The 18,451-nt window shown below is 62.9% G+C and carries 14 protein-coding genes; 3 read left to right on the top strand and 11 right to left on the bottom strand.

Features of this window, described 5'->3' with window-relative positions:
- Positions 1-51 precede the first annotated feature (51 nt).
- A complete protein-coding gene (locus tag V6M87_RS16880; RefSeq protein ID WP_332877812.1) occupies positions 52-2,109 on the top strand; it encodes a response regulator in 2,058 nt (685 codons plus the stop codon).
- On the opposite strand, the gene V6M87_RS16875 is transcribed toward V6M87_RS16880, so the two are convergent.
- From V6M87_RS16875 to V6M87_RS16830, 10 genes are all read right to left on the bottom strand, one after another.
- A complete protein-coding gene (locus V6M87_RS16875; RefSeq protein WP_332877811.1) occupies positions 2,084-2,341 on the bottom strand; it encodes an antitoxin Xre/MbcA/ParS toxin-binding domain-containing protein in 258 nt (85 codons plus the stop codon). The genes V6M87_RS16880 and V6M87_RS16875 overlap by 26 nt on opposite strands.
- Before the next feature lie 48 nt (positions 2,342-2,389).
- Entirely contained in the window at positions 2,390-3,202 is an 813-nt protein-coding gene (locus V6M87_RS16870) for a PEP-CTERM sorting domain-containing protein (RefSeq protein WP_332877810.1), read from the bottom strand.
- A 167-nt stretch (positions 3,203-3,369) separates the two neighbouring features.
- Entirely contained in the window at positions 3,370-4,521 is a 1,152-nt protein-coding gene (locus V6M87_RS16865; protein WP_332877809.1) for a deoxyguanosinetriphosphate triphosphohydrolase, read from the bottom strand.
- Complete coding sequence (aroKB, locus tag V6M87_RS16860) at positions 4,518-6,143, bottom strand: bifunctional shikimate kinase/3-dehydroquinate synthase AroKB (protein WP_442920607.1); 1,626 nt, start codon at positions 6,141-6,143, stop codon at positions 4,518-4,520. Before aroKB ends, V6M87_RS16865 begins: the two co-directional genes overlap by 4 nt.
- 117 nt (positions 6,144-6,260) lie before the next feature.
- Positions 6,261-8,240, bottom strand: a complete 1,980-nt coding sequence (locus V6M87_RS16855) for an Ig-like domain-containing protein (RefSeq protein ID WP_332877807.1) — start codon at positions 8,238-8,240, stop codon at positions 6,261-6,263.
- Positions 8,241-8,275: 35 nt separating this feature from the next.
- The gene (gene pilQ / locus V6M87_RS16850; RefSeq protein WP_442920604.1) at positions 8,276-10,462 is read right to left on the bottom strand and encodes a type IV pilus secretin PilQ; all 2,187 of its coding nucleotides are present in this window, start codon (positions 10,460-10,462) and stop codon (positions 8,276-8,278) included.
- Positions 10,459-11,004, bottom strand: coding sequence for a pilus assembly protein PilP (locus tag V6M87_RS16845; protein ID WP_332877806.1), 546 nt, complete (start codon positions 11,002-11,004; stop codon positions 10,459-10,461). The genes pilQ and V6M87_RS16845 overlap by 4 nt, the downstream gene beginning before the upstream one ends.
- A complete protein-coding gene (locus V6M87_RS16840) occupies positions 11,001-11,675 on the bottom strand; it encodes a type 4a pilus biogenesis protein PilO (RefSeq protein ID WP_332877805.1) in 675 nt (224 codons plus the stop codon). Before V6M87_RS16840 ends, V6M87_RS16845 begins: the two co-directional genes overlap by 4 nt.
- Positions 11,672-12,331 (bottom strand): PilN domain-containing protein, encoded by a 660-nt coding sequence (locus tag V6M87_RS16835; RefSeq protein ID WP_332877804.1) that lies wholly within the window; start codon positions 12,329-12,331, stop codon positions 11,672-11,674. The genes V6M87_RS16840 and V6M87_RS16835 overlap by 4 nt, the downstream gene beginning before the upstream one ends.
- A complete protein-coding gene (locus V6M87_RS16830) occupies positions 12,331-13,407 on the bottom strand; it encodes a pilus assembly protein PilM (RefSeq protein WP_332877803.1) in 1,077 nt (358 codons plus the stop codon). The genes V6M87_RS16835 and V6M87_RS16830 overlap by 1 nt, the downstream gene beginning before the upstream one ends.
- A 346-nt stretch (positions 13,408-13,753) precedes the next feature.
- On the opposite strand from V6M87_RS16830, the gene V6M87_RS16825 reads away from it, so the two are divergent.
- Positions 13,754-16,102 (top strand): penicillin-binding protein 1A, encoded by a 2,349-nt coding sequence (locus V6M87_RS16825; RefSeq protein WP_332877802.1) that lies wholly within the window; start codon positions 13,754-13,756, stop codon positions 16,100-16,102.
- A gap of 96 nt (positions 16,103-16,198) precedes the next feature.
- Positions 16,199-17,371, top strand: a complete 1,173-nt coding sequence (locus V6M87_RS16820; RefSeq protein WP_332877801.1) for an ATP-binding protein — start codon at positions 16,199-16,201, stop codon at positions 17,369-17,371.
- A gap of 1 nt (position 17,372) precedes the next feature.
- Here V6M87_RS16820 and V6M87_RS16815 read toward each other — a convergent pair whose 3' ends face one another.
- Positions 17,373-18,398: an MBL fold metallo-hydrolase gene (locus tag V6M87_RS16815; protein ID WP_332877800.1), complete on the bottom strand. Its 1,026-nt coding sequence runs from the start codon at positions 18,396-18,398 to the stop codon at positions 17,373-17,375.
- Positions 18,399-18,451: the final 53 nt, after the last annotated feature.

The following is an 18,451-nucleotide window of genomic DNA, read 5'->3' as shown; positions in this document are numbered from 1 at the left end:
TTGACCCACAGCGCATGCTAGGATGAAACACCAAATTTACATTCGTCCATCATGCGTGACCACGGCCCCCTGCCCAGCCTGTTCAAGTTCGCTGCCATCCCGGCCTGGATCGCCTGTGCGCTGGCCTGCGTAGCGGCGCTGGGCTACGTCACCGGCAGCATCACGCTGATCGCCTTCCATCCCGGCTGGAAAGCCATGTCTCCTCTCACCGCGCTGGGCATTGCCGCGCTGGCCGTGCCGCTGATGTACCGTTGGCGCGGGCACCGGCAACGCTGGACGGCCCTGGCAAGCGGCGTGTGCGCCATCGCGCTGGCCTTGCTCGCCAGCCACCTCCTGTTTCACGGCGACGTGCTTAATCCGGCGCTGACGCGCGCGCTTGGTATCCCCGCAGCGCTCAGCGGCAAGACCTCGGTGGCGACCGCCCTGTGCCTGCTGTTGCTGGGCGGCGCCAGCATCGCGCGCCAGCGCCGCGCACTCGTGCCCATCGAGTTGCTGGCCAACGCGGCCTTGCTGATCGCCGGCAGCGCCCTGCTCGGCTACGCGTACGATATCTCCGACCTGTACAGCTACTACATCTTCAACACGATGGCCCTGCCGACCGCGTTGTCGATGTTTTGCCTGTCGATCGCCATGCTGCTGTCGGAACCGGAAAGCCGGCTGGGCATGGCCGCGCGCCTGCCGCACGCGGGCGGCCGGCGCATGCGCCACATGCTGGCCTTGACAGCCGTACCGGCGCTGCTGTGCTGGGCCCTGCTGCATCTGCGCAGCTTCGCGCTGCTCAACGACAGTTTTACCATGGCGCTGCTGGTGATGGGTACCAGCGTGCCGATGTTTTATTTGCTGCTCGAATATGCGCGCACCAGCGAACTGCTCAACCGCGCGCGTGAGGGGCAGGCGCGCGCGCAGGCCGCCCAGGCCGCGCTGCTGCAGGAAGAAATCGACCGCATCACGGCACGCCTGGCGCTGACCCACCGCAGCGAAGTGGCGTCGCTGGCAGAGCTGGAACGGGCCAGGCGGACCGAAGTCATTGCCCAACTCACCGGCAGCATCGCCCACGATTTCAACAACTTGCTGATGGTAATTGGCGGCAGCGCGCAACTGATGAAGTTGCAGATGCCGGCCGGCCATACCTTGATGCGCCACGTCGACAAGATCGGCACCACCGTCACGGCCAGCGCCCGCCTGACGGCCCAGCTGGCGGCATTTTCGCGCACCCAGCGCCTGGAAGCGGAACCGGTCGCGGTCGACGAGGTGGTGCGCGCGGCCATCAACGACAACCTGGACGCCCTGCCGTCCGCGATTCGCCTGTTCCAGGATATGGGCGCGCCCGACGCCTGGGTGCTGGGCGACCGCGCCCAGCTGCAACTGGCGCTGGGCCACCTGCTGCGCAACGCCAGCGAAGCGCTGGGCGACCATGGCACCTTGCGCATCAGGACCAGCATTGAGCGGGCCGACACGCGCGAAGCGAACGACACCGTCAAGATTTCCATCCAGGACAATGGCTGCGGCATGTCGGCCGAGGTGGCCGCGAATGCGACCGAGCCGTTCTATACCACCAAGCCGGGCAGCAGGCACCAGGGCCTGGGCCTGGCGCAAGCCAGTTCGGTGGTGCACCAGGCCAGCGGCAGCCTGCACCTGTCGAGCGCCCCCGGCAGCGGCACCCTGGTCGACATCTGCCTGCCGCGCCATACCCCGCAAGGGCGGCCGCTGCGCCCGGGCCAGATGGAGCATGCGCCGTCGCTGACCAGCACTGGCAACCGGCGCCTGCTGGTCATCGACGACGACCCGGAGGTGCGCAGCGTCATCGTCGAGCTGCTGCGCTCGATGCATTACGAAGTGGCCGAAGCGCACGATGGCGAAACCGGCCTGCGCAAACTGGAAGAGCTGCAGCCGGCGCTGGCAATCATCGATTACCTGATGCCGGGCATGAATGGCGGCGAAGTGGCCAGAAAGGCGCGCCAGCAATTTCCCGCGCTGCCGATCCTGTTCATCAGCGGCTATGCCGACTCGGAGGCAATTGCCGCCATCCCGCGCGCGCAATTGCTGCGCAAGCCGATCTTGCCGAAGGAACTTGAAAAGGCCGTCAGCGGCGCGCTGGCAGCGTCGTGATGCAGGCGAGTACGTCCTGCTCGCGGCCAGCGGCGATGGCGGCAGCCGGGGTCATGCCGCCCAGCGCCGGCAAGGCCTGCTCCATCCAGGCGCTGGCCGCATCATCGCTGCCCAGCACGGTGCGCACCGCGTGCATCGCCGTGTAATACGCCTGCGCCTTGCGCGACTGCTTCTCGAAACTGGCCTGCAGGGCGGCGAAGGCGCCGGGGGTGACTTGCTTGTCGTCGCTCATGCTTGTCTTCAATCCAAAAACCAGCATCATACGCCGCTGCGGGCCTCTTTATGCGCGGCGGCGGCGCAGGCCAGCAATGCCCAGCAGTGCGGCGCCGAACAGCGTGATTGTCGCTGGCTCCGGAATGGCCGAGATCGAGAGGTCGTCGACGCGGATCGTCACGCTGTTATCCAGGTTGGCCGTGCGGAAACCGATCGTGCTGAACGACGCCACCGACGAGGCGCCTCTGGCTTGCGCGTCGGGCCTGGTCAGCGAGAGCATGTCGGCGTCGCTTGGATTGAGCCAGGCATCGAAATTGTTATAGGTAACGCTGGCGCCGGTTTTGTACAGGTGGCCAAACAACACGTAGGTCTGTCCCGCCACCATGGCGCTGCCCGCCAGGAATTGCGAGTTGGTGCCGAGGCGGATGAAACCATCCTCGCCACCAGCGCAGCTGGCGCCGCAATTGGCCTTCAGGCCCAGGTTCGGGCCGTCGTTGCCGGTATTCGCGGTGCCAAAGTACAAGCCGAGAAAATCGTTGCCGCCCAAGACGCCGCTGTATTGAAATTCAAAGCGCACCAGCACGTCGCCGGAGATGACCGTATTCAAATTGCGATAGGCCGCGGTGTTGCTGTTTGCCGAGAATTGCAAGGACTGGTTGCCCTGCATGTCACCCACCGGGTTGACGACCGTCGGCGCCGCGCCCCCCAGGCCACTCTGCCATCCCGACGCCCAACCAGTACCGCCCGTGCTGCCCACCACGCTCCCCAATGCCGCCTGCTCGAAATTATCGGCGGCTGCAACGCTGACGGCAGCAGCCATGGCGCTGGCGCTGCCCAACAGGGATGCTGCCAGTGCGACGACGGTGAGGACGTTTTTCATGAGTTACTTTCTGGAATCCTATTTTGACTCACAGAAATTAGCAATATCCATGCCTGAAAATTTTATCCATCAAAAACAAGGACTTGCACTTGCCTGGTTTCATGTTCGGAAAAATGTGTAAATATTTCCGACAGAAAATAAAATGTTTATTTGGGCAATGTTGTCTTTTACAGCTCATCCAGCGAAAAGATCCGTCGATGTTCGCGGATCGCATAGCGGTCCGTCATGCCAGCGATGTAGTCGGCGATCTTGCGCGCCTGGTGGTGCTCCCGGACGGCGGACTCGCCCTCGCTCACCTGGTAGTCGAACGGCAGCAGCACCGGCTCGGCCATGAAGGCGTCGAACAATTCGCGCACCACGCGGCTGGCCTTGACGCGCATGCGATTGACCTGGAAATGGCGATACAGGTTGGCGTACAAAAACTTTTTCAGCGCGGTGGTTTCGGCACGCATCTCGCCAGAAAAACGGATCAGCGGCGGCGCCTGACGGACCGCATCGATGTGTTGCGGGGCCACCTCCAGCAGCAGCGCCTGCGATGTGGCGACCACATCCGCAGTCATGGCGGTAATCATTCGGCGGATGGTTTCGTACAGCGCACGCCGGCCCGGCAGGCCCGGGTAGGTGCGCTCGACATCGTAACGGTGGCGCGCGAACAGGGGCACTTCGTCCATCTGCGCCATGGTCAGCAAGCCGGAGCGCAGACCGTCGTCGATGTCGTGATTGTTGTAGGCGATTTCGTCGGCCAGGTTGGTCAGCTGCGCTTCCAGGCTCGGCTGGGTGCGCGCGATGAAGCGCTGGCCCAGTTCGCCCAGCTCGCGCGCATTGTGCAACGAGCAGTGCTTCAGGATCCCTTCGCGCGTCTCGAAGGTCAGGTTCAGGCCGTCGAAGGCGCCGTAATGCTCTTCCAGGTGGTCGACCACGCGCAGGCTTTGCAGGTTGTGTTCAAAACCGCCGAAGTCCTTCATCAACTCGTTGAGGACGTCCTGGCCGACGTGGCCGAATGGCGTATGGCCGACGTCGTGCGCCAGCGCGGTCGCTTCGACCAGGTCTTCGTTCAGGCGCAGGCTGCGCGCCAGCGTGCGCCCGATCTGCGCCACTTCGATGCTGTGGGTCAGGCGCGTGCGGAACAGATCGCCCTCGTGGTTCAGGAACACCTGAGTCTTGTATTCGAGGCGGCGAAAGGCGGTGGAATGGATGATGCGGTCGCGGTCCCTCTGGTACTCGCTGCGCGAACCGGGCGCTTCTTCGGCATGGCGGCGCCCACGGCTGGCGGACGAATGGGCCGCGTAGGGTGCCAGGTGCGCGTCGAAGTCAATCATCGCGTGATGCAAGCGTCCAGCGTTGCCAGCAAATCGACATCGGACGCCGGCCCGATGCTCGGGCTGCCGAGCGGCTTCAACAGAATGAAACGGATGGCACCGCCCTCATTCTTCTTGTCCACTTCCATCAGCTCCAGCCAGCGCGCCGTGCCCAGGTCGGGCGCAGATACCGGCAGGCCGGCCGCCGCCACCAGCGCCTTGACGCGCGCCGCCTGAAGGCTGTCGATCTGGCCAAGTCGGTGCGACAGATCGGCCGCCATCACCATGCCGCAGCCGACCGCTTCGCCGTGCAGCCAGGCGCCGTAGCCAAGGCCTGCCTCGATCGCGTGGCCAAAGGTATGGCCGAAATTGAGCACGGCGCGCAGGCCGCCCTCTCTCTCGTCGCGGCGCACCACGTCGGCCTTGATTTCGCACGAGCGCGCAATCGCGTGCGCCAGTGCAGCCGGGTCGCGCGCGACCAGGGCGCCCATGTTCGCTTCCAGCCATTCAAAGAAGGCCAGGTCGAGGATGGCGCCGTGCTTGATCACTTCGGCCAGGCCGGCCGCCAGTTCGCGCGCTGGCAACGTCGCCAGCGTGGACGTATCGGCCAGCACCGCGCGCGGCTGATAAAACGCGCCGATCATGTTTTTACCGAGCGGGTGATTCAGGCCGGTCTTGCCGCCCACCGACGAATCGACCTGGGCCAGCAAGGTGGTCGGGATCTGCACGAACGGCACGCCGCGCATGTAGCTGGCGGCGGCAAAGCCGGCCAGGTCGCCGATCACGCCGCCGCCGAGCGCGACGACGGTGGTCTTGCGGTCGCATTTATGGGCCAGCATGGCGTCGAAGATTTTCATCAGCGACTCCCAGGTTTTGTATTGCTCGCCATCGGGCAGGATAATTTCGAGCACGTCGCGCCCGGCCGCACGCAGCGGCGCGGCGACTTTCTCGAGGTACAGCGGCGCCACCGTGCCGTTGGTGACGATGGCCACTTGCCGCCCATTTACGTAGCGCACCACCAGATCGGCATGGTCGAGCAGGCCGGGGCCGATGGCGATGGGGTAGCTGCGCTCGCCCAGGTCGACGTTCAGCGTGAAGGGGGAAGTGGGCTGGGGTGTAGTGGCGTGAAGTGAATGCATCGATGCGTGGGCCGACTTGCGCGCGAGCGCCGCCAGCTGCTCCAAAATGGTCTGAACCATTGATTGTACGTTAGGTCGACCGGTATCGATAATCAGGTGCGCCACCTCGCGATACAAGGGTTCGCGCTGGGCGGTGAGCAGTTCGAGCGTGCGGCGCGGATCGGGGGTGCGCAGCAGCGGGCGGTTCTTGTCGTGGGCGGTGCGCTGCAGGATGCTGTTGACGTGGGCGCGCAGGTAAATGACGGTGCCACGCTCGGCCAGGCGCGCGCGCGTGCCGGCGTCGAGCACCGCGCCGCCGCCGGTGGCCAGCACGATGTCGCGCTGGCTCGACAGATCGCGGATCACCTCGGCCTCGCGCCGGCGGAAACTGGCCTCCCCCTCGATGTCGAAGATGAGCGGGATCGACGCGCCGGTGCGCGCTTCGATCTCATGGTCTGAGTCGACGAAGCGCTTGCCGAGCCGCTTGGCCAGCTGGCGCCCGATGGTGGTTTTGCCGGAGCCCATCAGGCCGACCAAAAAAATATTGTTGTTCTTCGTCTCGGGCACGTCGGTTGTACAACTCGTTCAAATAAAAAAAAACGGCCAGGACGCGCCTGGCCGTGCGGCGTGGAGCCCGCCGGTTTAGAAGCAGGTCACCGTTAGTTTAAACGGAAACGTGGTCGTTACGGCACGTGTTGTGCCTGGCGCCGACGTAATTGCCGCAACGAAGCTGGCATTGACCGTCTGGCAGCCATCGGTTTTCTGGATACCGGCGACCGTGAACGTATGGGTCGAGCCCTGATTGCCGGACACGATCACACCGCTGATGTCATCCCCGACGCTCGAATGGGGCGCCACATTCGGCACCACGTCCGGGCTAGGCGCCGACGCGGTCACGCCAGCTACACTGGTCAAGGCCACGCTGCTGCCGATCGGCATCGGATTGCCATTCACATCATTGAACTGGATGGTGAAAACCTTGGAACCGGTTTGCGTGATGGTACCAAGGTCGTACGGCGTGCTGATGCCGGACGTCAGCGGTATGCTGCCGTTCAGGATGCCAGACGCCGCGGTATTGCCGGAGAAGAAGATGCCGATGCGGGTGAACAAGGTGTTAGTGCCGTCGGTGGTGCTGGCGCAAACCGTGGCCAGGCCGGGGCGCGTGCTGTCCGCCTTGGCGCCGGTACCCGTATTGCACGGCGTGGCCGGCAAGCCAGGTGAAGCGACACGTGGCGACTGGGTCCGGAAGTCAACCGAGCAACCGCCGTTGAGCGTGGTGCAGGCGCCCTGGTTCGAGCTGCCGACGGCGCCGAGGTTGGTCTGGAACACGATCGGCGTGCCATCCGGAACCGGGTTGCCGGCGCTGTCGGCCAGCAGCAGATTGACCATCGATGCCGGGACCGTGGTACCGCTGTCGTAGTTCCAGCCATCGGTGTTGTAGACGGTGGCCGACATCGACATGTGCGCCTGGTCAGGCCGCCCGGTGGTGACGACGATCGAATCGGACTGGGTGAAGATGTTCTTGCCAGGCAAGGTCGCGAAAATGCTGAACGAGGTCGGCGTCGAGAGCGAATTGACGGTCGTGATGACCTGGCCGAGCGCGTCGGTCGTATCGGTCGTCTTGTTGAGCTTGACCAGGTTGGTGCTCGGCGTGAACACGACCGGCTGGCCGGACAGTGGATTGCCGAAGATATCGGAAACCGTGAACGTCAGCGTCGCCGTCTCGGTGCGGCCGATGCCGCCCTGGCCGGCGATCACGATCGATTTGCCGACCGGGCTGGCAGTGGTGAACTGGACCGACGCCGCCGCTGGTGGCGCGATCGTCAAGGTGGTGGTGGCGGCCTTGGTGACGCCATTCGCCCCGACACTGATCGTGTCGTTGTTGCCGCAACCTTTGTCGCGGTACACAACCTGGGCGGTGCCCTGGATGGTGGCAACCGTTGCTGCCAGCGTGGCCTTGCCGGCGGTGACACAAGCCGAGCTGAAGTTCACGTTGACCGACTGGTCAGTGTACTTGGCGCCATTCGCGATGACGTCCACCGACAGGGTGGTCGAGCCGTAGGCCTGGATGCTGGCCAGCGTCGAGGTGACAGGGCCGAAGGTCAGCGCGGTGGAGCCGACGGTGTAGTTGGTGTCGCTCGACACGGTGGTGCCAGCCACGGTTGCGGTGGCCGTCAGCTTGCCGGCGCCGGCGGCCGACAGGCTGGCGCTGCGCAAGGTCATGCTGGCGACACCGCTGGCATCGGTCAGGCTGGTGCCAGCCGTTGGCGTAAACAGGCCCAGCGTGGCATCGGTAGCAAACGCCACGATGGCGCCCACGACCGCCTTGCCGTCCTTGTCCAGCACGGTGGCGCGCGCGGTCAGGGGCGTGGCGCCCGTCAGCGAGTTGCTGCCGCTACCGGCGGCATTGGTCAACGCCACGGTGAGGGTGGGCGTCGTCACAGGCACCGTGGTGCCGGTGCCGGTGCCGGTGGCCGGCGTGGTGGTGCCGCTGCCAACCGCGGCGGTGCCGCCCGGGCTGCCGCCGCCGCCGCCGCAGGCGACCAGCGCCAGCGTGCTGGCCAGTGCCAGCGCGCTGAGTCGCAGGCGGGTCGTCTTGAAGTCTCGTGATTGGTTTTTCATAATTTTTATTTCCTGTTGTTCAGAACGGCGCCAGATTAGCGCGTGGGGCTCGTTTTGTCAGCGACAATTTTCGGCGTGATGAAAACCAGTAGTTCGGTCTTGTTGTTGGTGCGGGCAGTCGTCTTGAACAAATAGCCCAGCACCGGTACGTCGCCCAGGAACGGTACTTTGTTCACGTTGGTGCTCTCGACCTGCTGGTAAATGCCACCCAGGACAACGGTGCCGCCGTTTTCCACCATGACACGCGTTTTCACGTGCTGGGTGTTGATCGCGAAACCGTAGCGGGTGTCATCGCCTTTCGAGTCCTTGTTGACGTCCACTTCCAGGACCACATTGCCGTCCGGGGTGATTTGCGGCGTCACTTCAAGACGCAGGTTGGCTTTGCGCCAGGTGATCGACGTCGCACCGCTGCTGGTGGCAACCTGGTACGGCAGTTCGACACCCTGCTCCACCACGGCGACCATCTTGTCTTCGGTCAGCACGCGCGGGCTGGAGATGATCTTGCCCTTGCCGTCCGCTTCCAGCGCCGACAGTTCCAGGTTCAGGAAGCGGTTGGCGGCTGACGAAAACAGGCTGAATGCAATGCTCGACGGCGCCAAGCCATTGATACCGGAGGCCGGCAGGTTGACCAGCGTCGAGTTGGTGTAGCCGTCACCCGTGTCCGGGGTCTGGCCGGTAATCTGGCCGATGCCGGTCAGGTTGCCGCCAACGGCCACCCGGGTATTGCCAGCCACCTGGTAACCGGAGTCGCCGCCACGCAGGGTGCGCAAATCGGTCACGCCGAGCTTGGCGCCCAGGTTGCGCGAAAAGCCGTCGTTCGCTTCGACCAGGCGCGCTTCGATCAGCACTTGCTTGCTGGCGATGTCGGTCTTCTGGATCAGCTTGCGGATGTCTTCGAGCTTCGACGGAATATCGGTGACGAACAACTGGTTGGTGCGCGAGTCGATCACCGCACTGCCGCGCTTGGACAAGACGCGGCTCTTGCTGTCGCCAGAGCTGCCGCCAGACGAATCGAGGCCGAACACGGTGCGGAACGACTCGGCTTTCTGGTAATTCAGCTGGAAAATTTCCTGCTTCATTGGCTCGAGGTCGGAGATCTGGGCCTTTTGTTCCAGTTCCAGTTTTTCCTTGGTCAGCAGTTCCTCTTTCGGCGCAATCCACAGCACGCTGCCGTTTTTGCGCATGTCGAGGCCCTTGGCCTGCAGCACGACGTCAAGCGCCTGATCCCATGGCACGTCTTTCAGGCGCAGGGTCAGGTTGCCGCCCACCGAATCGCTGGTGATGATGTTCAGGCCGGAAATGTCGGCAATCGCCTGCAGCGCCGCGCGCACTTCCACGTTCTGGAAGTTGAACGACAGCTTCTCGCCGCGGTAGCCCTGGCCGCCCTGGCCGCCCGGCAGGCGGTTCGGATCGACGGTGACTGGCTTGATGTCGATGACCAGCTGCGTATCGCTCTGGTACACCGACTGTTCCCAGGTGCCGCGCGCATCGATGGTCATGCGCACATTGCCGCCTTGCGGAGCAGTCGTGATGCGCTCGACCGGGGTGCCGAAATCGGTCACGTCCAGGCGACGGCGCAGCGATGGCGGCAAGCCGGTGCCGACGAAGTCGACCAGCACCTGGTTGCCCACCGTGCGCACGTCGACGCCGACCTGGCTGTTCGGCAGGTCGACGACGATGCGGCCTTCGCCGTTTGCGCCGCGTTTGAAGTCGAGGTCGCGCAGCAGTTGCGGACCGGCCGCGGCCGCTGGCGCATTGGCCGACGGCACCACGACGCCGCTGGCGTTGACGCCCTGGGCCACGCCGCCGCTGCCTTCGATGGTGACGACGACCGTCTTGCCGTCGATGACCGTGGCGTAGTTCAGTGCGCGTTTCAGGTTCAGCACAACGCGGGTACGGGCGCCTGCCTGGACCACGTTGGCGCTGCGCACGTCACCGAGATTGATATCCTGCGAGCTCTTGCCAGTACCATTCGCGGTGGCGCCGAAGTCGAGCGCGATGCGCGAGGGATTGGTGATCGAAAAACCGATTGGCGGTTTGGTCACCGGATTTTTCATCCCGATACTGAGGATCACGTTGCCGCCTTGTTGATTGGCGCTGATCGATTCGATCGCGTTTTCCTGTGCCAGCGCCAGGTTCGACCCCATTGCCAGCAGCATGGCTGCGCAAAGGCGAATCATCCGAACGGTACCCGTCGTGGCCTGCATGTTAAAAATGGTCATTTGCCCTTCTCCTTGCTTTCCTGCAATTCCAGCTTCGACATGCGCTCGACCCACTCTCCGCCGGCGTCCTGAACAACTTCCCTGATCGCTACTTCCTGCTCGCCCACTTTGGTGACGACGCCGAAATTCTGGCCGATGCGCTGGCCTGTTTTTACCTGGTACAGCGTCCGGTCGATCTGCAGCAGCGCGTAGCTGATGCCGTCCTTCTGGATAGTGCCGACCATGACCATCGTGTCGAGCGGGAAGCCTTCCATCAGCTCCTTGCGCCGCTCGGTGTCCGGCTTGAATGGATTGTTGTTGGCCGCGCCTTCACGGGCCAGTTCAGCCAGCAACTTGTTCGGGCTAAATGGATCGACCGCATCCTTCTCGCCGTAGGCGAAGGGAATGAAGTCTTTCGGCTCCTGCAGCGGCTTGATGGAGACCTTGGTGTCCTGCTTGACCTGGTCCATCCAGGTGCGCACTTCGCGCACATTGCTGTCGCTGCAACCGGCCAGCAACAGGCCGGCCAGCAGCGGCACGATTGTTTTCTTCAGGGTCATCATGGTGCGGCTCCTGGCTTCGCGCCTTTTTTCTTCGCGTCGCGAATTTTCCGCTGGGACATCGCTTCTTCCTGATCGAGGTAGCGGAAGGTCTTCGCAATCGCGTCCAGGGTCAGCGTGCCATCCTTGGTGGTCGTGAGCTGCATGTTATTGAGCGTCACGATTCGCGGCAGGTTGGCCATGTCGGCGGCAAACGCGCCGACATCGTGGTACTTGCCGGTGACTTTGATGTCGATCGGCAGTTCTGCGTAGTAATCCCGCACCACGATCTGGCCCGGCTTGAAGAGCTCGAACTGCAGGCCGCGGCCGAGGCCCGCCTGGTTGATGTCCGACAGCAGCGCGGCCATTTCGGCTTTGCTTGGCAATTGCTTCTGCAAGCGTTCGACGTACTGGTCGACTTGCGCCTTTTGCTCCTGCAACGCTTCGAGGTTGATGGCCTGGGCCATCTTGTCGCGGTAAGCGCTGCGCAGGCTGATTTCCTCGGCGGCCATGCGGTCCTGCTCTTCGAACTGGCTTTGCCAGTAAAAGAAGTAGCCCAGGCCGATCACGGCCGCCATCATGCCGGCCGCGCACATCAGACGTGGCGCGATGGGCCACTGGCCCGGATGGCGTCCCTGCAAGCCCTGGAACTGGCCCCCCAGGTTGCTGAAGACTTGTTTCAGATCGATGTTCATGGCGCGCTCCCTGCTGCAGCTTTGACGACGACTGCTGGCTTGGCAGCGGGGTTGGTGCCCCCGTCGCCCGGCTTGGCGGCCGCGGCGGCATCCTTGTCGCGCTGGCGCTTGATGGAAACGGCCATGGTGAATTCGACGACTTTCTTGCCGGTTTTGCTACCCGTCAGGGCAGCTGCCCGCACTTCGGTCAGGTCCGGTTTTTCCAGCCACGGCGAGGTGCCCGACAGGTTGCGCAACAATTCCGCCACGCGTTCCTGCGACTGGGCCACGCCGTTGAGAACCACGCGCTGGCCATCTTGCTTGAACGATTTCACGTAGACGCCGGCCGGGGTTTGCTTGACCAGTTCGTCGAGCAGGTACACCGGCTGGTTGCGTTCGCCCTGCAAGTCTTCGACCGCTTGCTGGCGTGCCTTGAGCGCTTCGATTTCGGCTTTCAGGCTGGCAATCGAGGCAATCTTCAGGTCGAGTTCGGCATTCGCGGTTTTCAGCACTTGATTGCGTTCATTCTGGATCGAAATCATGCTGGCGTTGTAGCCGCTAACGAGCAGCACCACGATCACGCCGATGATGCCGCCGAGCGTCAGCAGGGCAATGAATGCCGTCTGCTTCTGCTTGCGTTTCGCTTCCCTGTGCGGGAGCAGGTTAATCCGGATCATCAGCCAAATCTCCGTAAAGCCAGGCCACAGGCAACCAGGTAAGCGGGCGCCTCAGTTTTAAGTTGCTGGTCGCGCACGCCCGACCCGATTTGCATACCGGCGAACGGCGAAATCACTTCGCAGGCCAGGCGGGTGCGGGTTGCGATCGTTTCCAGCAGGCCGGGAATGGTCGCGCAACCGCCAGACAGGCAGAGCCGGTCGATGCGGGTATAAGGGGTGGAAGTAAAGAAGAACTGGATCGCCCGGGTCACTTCCAGCGCAGCGTTGTCGAGAAAGGGCGCGAGCAGGTCAGCGCGGAAATTCTCTGGCAGGTCGCCCGACTTCTTGCGCGCCTCGGCTTCTTCAAACGGCAAGCCGTAGGTGCGCACGATGTCCTGCGTCAGCTGGTTGCCGCCGAACGGCTGTTCGCGCTCGTAGACGGTGTCGCCATTGAGCAGCACGGAAATGTGCGTCACTTGCGCGCCGATCTGGAACAGGGCAATGATCTGCCCACTGGCGCCCTTGCCCATCTGGTCGACGATACGGCCCAGTGCGGCGCGCGCGGCGTACGATTCGACGTCCATCACGGTGGCGGTCAGGCCGGCCGCTTCGGCAATCGCCACGCGGTCCTCGACTTTTTCCTTGCGGGCCGCGGCCAGCATGACTTCCATGTCGTCCGGCGAATTGGCAGCCGGACCGAGCACGTCGAAATCGAGGCTCACTTCGTCCAGGGCGAACGGAATATATTGGCTCGCTTCGGATTCAACCTGCACTTCGAGCTGGTCTTCCGACAAGCCGGCGGGCAGGATGATTTTCTTGGTGATGACCGAAACCGGCGGCATGCCGAGCGCCACCAGCTTGACGCGGGTGCCACTTTTTTTCCAGACGCGGCGCACCGCCTCCGACACCTGATCGATGTTTTCGATATTGCCGTCGACAACCGCACCGCGCGGCAGAGGCTCGGACGCCAGGCGCTCGAGGCGCAATTCACCCTTGCCGAGATCGCCCAGCTCGACCAGGCGAACGCCGGACGTGCTGATGTCGAGCCCAATCAAGGGCGGCTTCGACTGTCCGAACAGGGACCCAAATTTAAACATGAGGTACGCACTCCTTCAGCTGCCGATCCACTTTCCAGCGGCCAGAGCCATCGGTGCGGGATCGATTCAATTCAACGCTCGCGCGATGGAACTTGTTAAATAATGCGTTGTAGCCCTAGAAAACATGCGGCACAGCATCAAATGCTATCGACAAAGGTGCCCACCCACAAGATATTTCTGCTTCACAACTATGCAGTGCGGGCGGGAATACGACACTCTGTAGTCGCCCTACCAACACCTCTTGTCGGCGCGATATTGGTTCAAGCGTGCCGGGGCGTTTTGCGCTTCCCCCCTGCCTTATAATCAGGCGCTTGAATGTGTGAAATAACTCGAAAGAATCTCCTGAATGAAATCAACATCGCCGAACAACACGTCCCCGAACGAGCGCACGCCAGCCGGTCGCGGGCCGCGCCGCTGGTTGTTGATCGCGCTGGGTGTGCTCGGCAGCGGCGCGCTGGCTACGGTGCTGGTGCTGGTATTCGCGCTGGCCATGGCCTATCCGAATTTGCCGCCGCTCGACACGCTGACCGATTACCGACCAAAAATGCCACTGCGCATTTTTACCGCTGATAACGTCCTGATTGGCGAATTTGGCGAAGAACGCCGCACGCTGGTGCATTTCAAGGACATCCCCGATGTCATGAAAAAAGCCGTGCTGTCGATCGAAGACAGCAATTTTTATGAGCACGGCGGCGTCGATTATGTCGGCATTGCGCGCGCCGCCATTCACAATGCCACCGGCGGTGCCAAGCAAGGCGCCTCCACCATTACCCAGCAGGTGGCGCGCAACTTCTTCCTGTCGAGCGAGCAGACTTTCAAGCGCAAGGCCTATGAAGTGCTGCTGGCGTGGAAAATCGAGAAAAACCTCACCAAGGACCAGATTCTCGAGGTCTACATGAACCAGATTTACCTGGGCCAGCGCGCCTTCGGCTTCCAGTCGGCCGCCCAGATTTACTTTGGCAAGGATTTACGCAACATCAGCATCGCCGAAGCGGCCATGCTGGCCGGTTTGCCAAAAGCGCCGTCGGCCTATAACCCGGTGGTCAATCCGACCCGCGCGCGCACGCGCCAGCAATACATTTTGCAGCGCATGCATTTGCTGCACTATATAAATGACGCCCAGTTCGAGCAGGCTAAAAACGAGCAGCTGAAAATCAAGTCAGACAGCACCGCGTTTGGCGTGCACGCCGAATATGTCGCCGAAATGGCGCGCCAGCTGGTGTATGAGCAATTCAAGGAAGACACCTATACGCGCGGTCTGAACGTGTTCACCACCATTACCAAGGCCGACCAGGACGCGGCCTACCTGTCGCTGCGGCGCGGTGTGATGGACTACGAACGGCGCCACCCTTACCGCGGCCCGGAAGCGTATGTGGAAATGGATGGCAGCAAGAGCGAAATCGACGAAGCCATCGAAACCGGCCTGGCCGAGTATCCAGACAGCGACGACATCATGGCCGCCGTCGTGCTGCAGGCGACGCCGACGGCGGTGACCGCCGTCACCGCGTCGGGCGAACAGATCCGCATGACCGGGCCGGGGATTGCGTTTGCCTCGGCCTGGCTGTCCGAGAAAGCCATCCCGACCCGCCGCATCAAGCGCGGCGCGCTGATCCGCGTGACGCAGGACGGCGGATCGAGCTGGAACATCACGCAGATGCCGGAAGTGGAGTCGGCCTTTGTTGCGGCCGACACCAGCGATGGCGCGATCCGCGCGCTGGTCGGCGGCTTCGATTTCAACCGCAACAAATTCAACCACGTGACGCAGGCCTGGCGCCAGCCGGGGTCGTCCTTCAAGCCGTTCATTTATTCCGCGTCGCTCGAACGCGGCCTGTCGCCGGCCACCCTGATCAACGACGCGCCGATTTCGTTTGACGCCGGCCAGACCGGCGGCCAGGCGTGGGAACCGAAGAACTACGACAGTAAATATGAAGGCCCGATGACGATGCGGCGCGGCCTGATGAAGTCGAAAAACATGGTGTCGATCCGCATCCTCAACAAGATCGGTGCGCGCTACGGCCAGGAGTTTGCCGCCCGCTTCGGTTTCGACCCCGAGAGGAATCCCCCTTACCTGACGCTGGCACTGGGCGCCGGGGCCACCACGCCGCTGCAGATGGCGGGCGCGTATTCCGTCTTTGCCAACGGCGGCTACCGCGTCAACCCTTACCTCATTTCCAGGGTGACGGATGCGGACGGCAAGGTGCTGTCGCAGGCGCGTCCCGAAAAAGCCGGGGTGGACGCCAATCGCGTCATCGACGAGAGAAATGCCTTCCTGATCGACAGCATGCTCAAGGATGTGGTCCGGTCCGGTACCGCCGTCAAAGCCATGGCGCTGAAACGCACCGACCTGGCCGGTAAAACCGGCACCACCAACGATTCGATCGACGCCTGGTTTGCCGGCTACCAGGCCCACCTGGTAGGCATCGCCTGGATGGGCTACGACAAGCCTAAAAACCTGGGCAACAAGGAAACCGGCGGCGGCCTGTCGCTGCCGATCTGGATGGGGTTCATGCAAAAGGCGCTGAAAAACGAGCCAATCGCCGAGCGCGCCGTCCCGAGCGGGCTGGTGATGGTCAACGGCGAATATTATTATGCCGAGAATCCGCCGGGGGCCGGGGTGCAGTCGCTGGATGTGGGGGCGCAACCGGCGCCGGCCGAACAGAAGGCGCATGACGCGGTCAAAAACGAGCTGTTTTAGGCGGCCATTACGATCTCTATCGATCTATAACAAAGTATAGCGACGTATAGCCTGCACATAATATATCCACGTAGACTTCGATAGAGTGGATAGATTATGGATCCCGTCAGAAATCCGTTTGCACCCGGCGCCGGCAGCCACCCGCCCGAACTGGCCGGTCGCCAGGCCATCCTGGACGACGCGCGCGTTGCCATCGAACGCGCGCTGCTCTGCAAATCGAGTCGCTCCCAGCTGTTCCTGGGCTTGCGCGGCGTGGGCAAGACCGTCCTGCTCAATGCCGTCGAAGGCATTGCGCAGGACCATGCCCACATCACCACCTTCATCGAAGCGCCCGAAGGCAAATCTCTTGCGGAACAATTGCTGCCACGCGTACACCTGGCGCTGCGCAAGCTGTCGCTGGCCGAACACGCCAAAGCCAAGGCGCACGAAGCGATGCGCGCACTGCGTTCCTTCGCTGCCGCGTTCAAGATCGAGTACGGCGACACCTCGATTGCCGTCGAGCCCGAGGCTGGCATTGCCGATAGCGGCGACCTGGACAACGATCTGCCGGAACTGTTCGTGCGCATCGGCGAAGCGGCCAGGGCGGCCGGGAAGGCGTGGACGCTGCTGATCGATGAAGTGCAGTATCTGCGTCAGAAGGACCTGGCCGCCCTGATCGTGGCGCTGCACAAGATCAACCAGGCCAGGCTGCCAGTCCTGTTTTTTGGCGCCGGACTGCCGCAGGTGGCGGCCTTGTCGGGTGATGCGAAATCGTATGCGGAACGCTTGTTTCACTATCCGGAGGTCGGCGCCTTGCCGGAAGCCGATGCAAAGGAGGCGATCCGGCAGCCGGTCCAGGGAGAAGGTGCCGCGATCGATGAGGACGCGCTCGCCGAAATTTTCATCAAGACCCAGGGCTATCCCTATTTTTTGCAGGAATGGGGCCATCAAGCGTGGAACGTCGCCACTGGCACGACCATCACGCTGCAGGACGCGCGCCAGGCCGAGCCCAAAACGCTGCGGCGGCTCGATGCCGGTTTTTTCAAGGTGCGCTTCGACCGGCTCACGCCAAAGGAACGCGAATACGTCGTGGCGATGGCCAGGCTCGGCGATGGCCCGTACCGCTCAGGTGACGTGGCCGATGCACTGGGTGAAACCGCCCAGGCGCTGGGACCGCGGCGCGCGCAGATCATCGCCAAGGGGATGATTTACAGCCCGTCCCACGGCGACATCGCATTTACGGTTCCGATGTTCAACAGCTACCTGATGCGCAATCTGGCCAGTCTTTAAGTTATTTCAAATCGCGCCACCACGGTGTTCCGGGCTGCGGCTGTGTCAAATCCAGGCGCTCGCCCATTTCAGGCGTCGCCATCGCCACCTCGTGCTTGCTGGCCAATACTGAAATGCGTTCGAACGGTTCCTGCCAGCGGTGCAGGCCCAGGTCGAAGGTGCCGTTATGCATGGGAACCAGCCACTTGCCCTGCAGGTCGAGGAAGGCTTGCAGGGTCTCTTCCGGCTGCATGTGGATGTCGGCCCATTGCTTGTCGTAGGCACCCGTTTCCATCAGCGCCACGTCGAACGGCCCGTACTTGGCGCCAATTTCCTTGAAACCGGCAAAGTAGCCGGTGTCGCCGCTGAAGAACAGGCGCAGGCCGTCGTGCATGATCACCCAGGATGCCCACAGCGTCGAATTGCCGTCGCCGAGGCCACGTCCGGAAAAATGCTGCGCTGGCGTGGCCGCAAAACGGGTGCCGTCGATGACCGCTTCCTGCCACCAGTCGAACTCGCGCACTTTGGCGCCATCGATGCCCCAGTCGCGCAGGCGCTGGCCCACGCCCAGCGGCGCCAGGAAGTATTGCGTCTTCGCGGCCAGCGCCAGGACGGTGGCATGGTCGAGGTGATCGTAGTGGTCATGCGACAGGATCACAGCCTTGATGTCCGGCAATTCGGCGATCGTGATCGGCGCCTCGTGGAAGCGTGCCGGGCCGGCCCATTGCACTGGCGAGGCGCGCTTCGAGAACACCGGATCGGTCAGGTAAAACTCGCCGCCCAGCTTGATCAGCATGGTCGAATGGCCCAGGCGAAACAGCGACTTGTCGGGCGCCGCCAGCAGCGCGCTCCGGCTCAAAGCCCGCACCGGGATGGCCTGGGTCGGGATGGTGCCGGCCGGCTTGTTAAACACGAAGGTCCACATCAGGCGGGCTATCTCGGCTGCACTTTGTTTGTGCATCGGGACGGGATTGCGGAATTTACCGTCGCGGAACTGGGGCGACGATGGTTCGGCTGTCGGCGCTGCCTGAGCAGTGAATAAGGACATGATGAGTACCAGAAAGAGGACTGCAGTGAGAAGGACCAGGCGACCGTGCCTGG

It is taken from the genome of Massilia sp. S19_KUP03_FR1, from assembly GCF_036688685.1.
Classification (GTDB): Bacteria; Pseudomonadota; Gammaproteobacteria; order Burkholderiales; family Burkholderiaceae_D; genus JALYUM01.
The sequence above is the reverse complement of the archived record's forward strand: the minus strand, read 5'-3'. Positions and strand labels throughout refer to the sequence as shown.

What these genes read in the sequence shown, in the direction of transcription:
- V6M87_RS16815 (WP_332877800.1), bottom strand. Translation starts at nt 18,398, where the DNA reads ATGTCCTTATTCACTGCTCAGGCAGCGCCGACAGCCGAACCATCGTCG.
- V6M87_RS16830 (WP_332877803.1), bottom strand. Translation starts at nt 13,407, where the DNA reads ATGTTTAAATTTGGGTCCCTGTTCGGACAGTCGAAGCCGCCCTTGATT.
- V6M87_RS16820 (WP_332877801.1), top strand. Translation starts at nt 16,199, where the DNA reads ATGGATCCCGTCAGAAATCCGTTTGCACCCGGCGCCGGCAGCCACCCG.
- aroKB (WP_442920607.1), bottom strand. Translation starts at nt 6,143, where the DNA reads ATGGGCTCCGGCAAAACCACCATCGGGCGCCAGCTGGCCAAGCGGCTC.
- V6M87_RS16855 (WP_332877807.1), bottom strand. Translation starts at nt 8,240, where the DNA reads ATGAAAAACCAATCACGAGACTTCAAGACGACCCGCCTGCGACTCAGC.
- V6M87_RS16880 (WP_332877812.1), top strand. Translation starts at nt 52, where the DNA reads ATGCGTGACCACGGCCCCCTGCCCAGCCTGTTCAAGTTCGCTGCCATC.
- V6M87_RS16840 (WP_332877805.1), bottom strand. Translation starts at nt 11,675, where the DNA reads ATGAACATCGATCTGAAACAAGTCTTCAGCAACCTGGGGGGCCAGTTC.
- pilQ (WP_442920604.1), bottom strand. Translation starts at nt 10,462, where the DNA reads ATGACCATTTTTAACATGCAGGCCACGACGGGTACCGTTCGGATGATT.
- V6M87_RS16875 (WP_332877811.1), bottom strand. Translation starts at nt 2,341, where the DNA reads ATGAGCGACGACAAGCAAGTCACCCCCGGCGCCTTCGCCGCCCTGCAG.
- V6M87_RS16865 (WP_332877809.1), bottom strand. Translation starts at nt 4,521, where the DNA reads ATGATTGACTTCGACGCGCACCTGGCACCCTACGCGGCCCATTCGTCC.
- V6M87_RS16845 (WP_332877806.1), bottom strand. Translation starts at nt 11,004, where the DNA reads ATGATGACCCTGAAGAAAACAATCGTGCCGCTGCTGGCCGGCCTGTTG.
- V6M87_RS16870 (WP_332877810.1), bottom strand. Translation starts at nt 3,202, where the DNA reads ATGAAAAACGTCCTCACCGTCGTCGCACTGGCAGCATCCCTGTTGGGC.
- V6M87_RS16835 (WP_332877804.1), bottom strand. Translation starts at nt 12,331, where the DNA reads ATGATCCGGATTAACCTGCTCCCGCACAGGGAAGCGAAACGCAAGCAG.
- V6M87_RS16825 (WP_332877802.1), top strand. Translation starts at nt 13,754, where the DNA reads ATGAAATCAACATCGCCGAACAACACGTCCCCGAACGAGCGCACGCCA.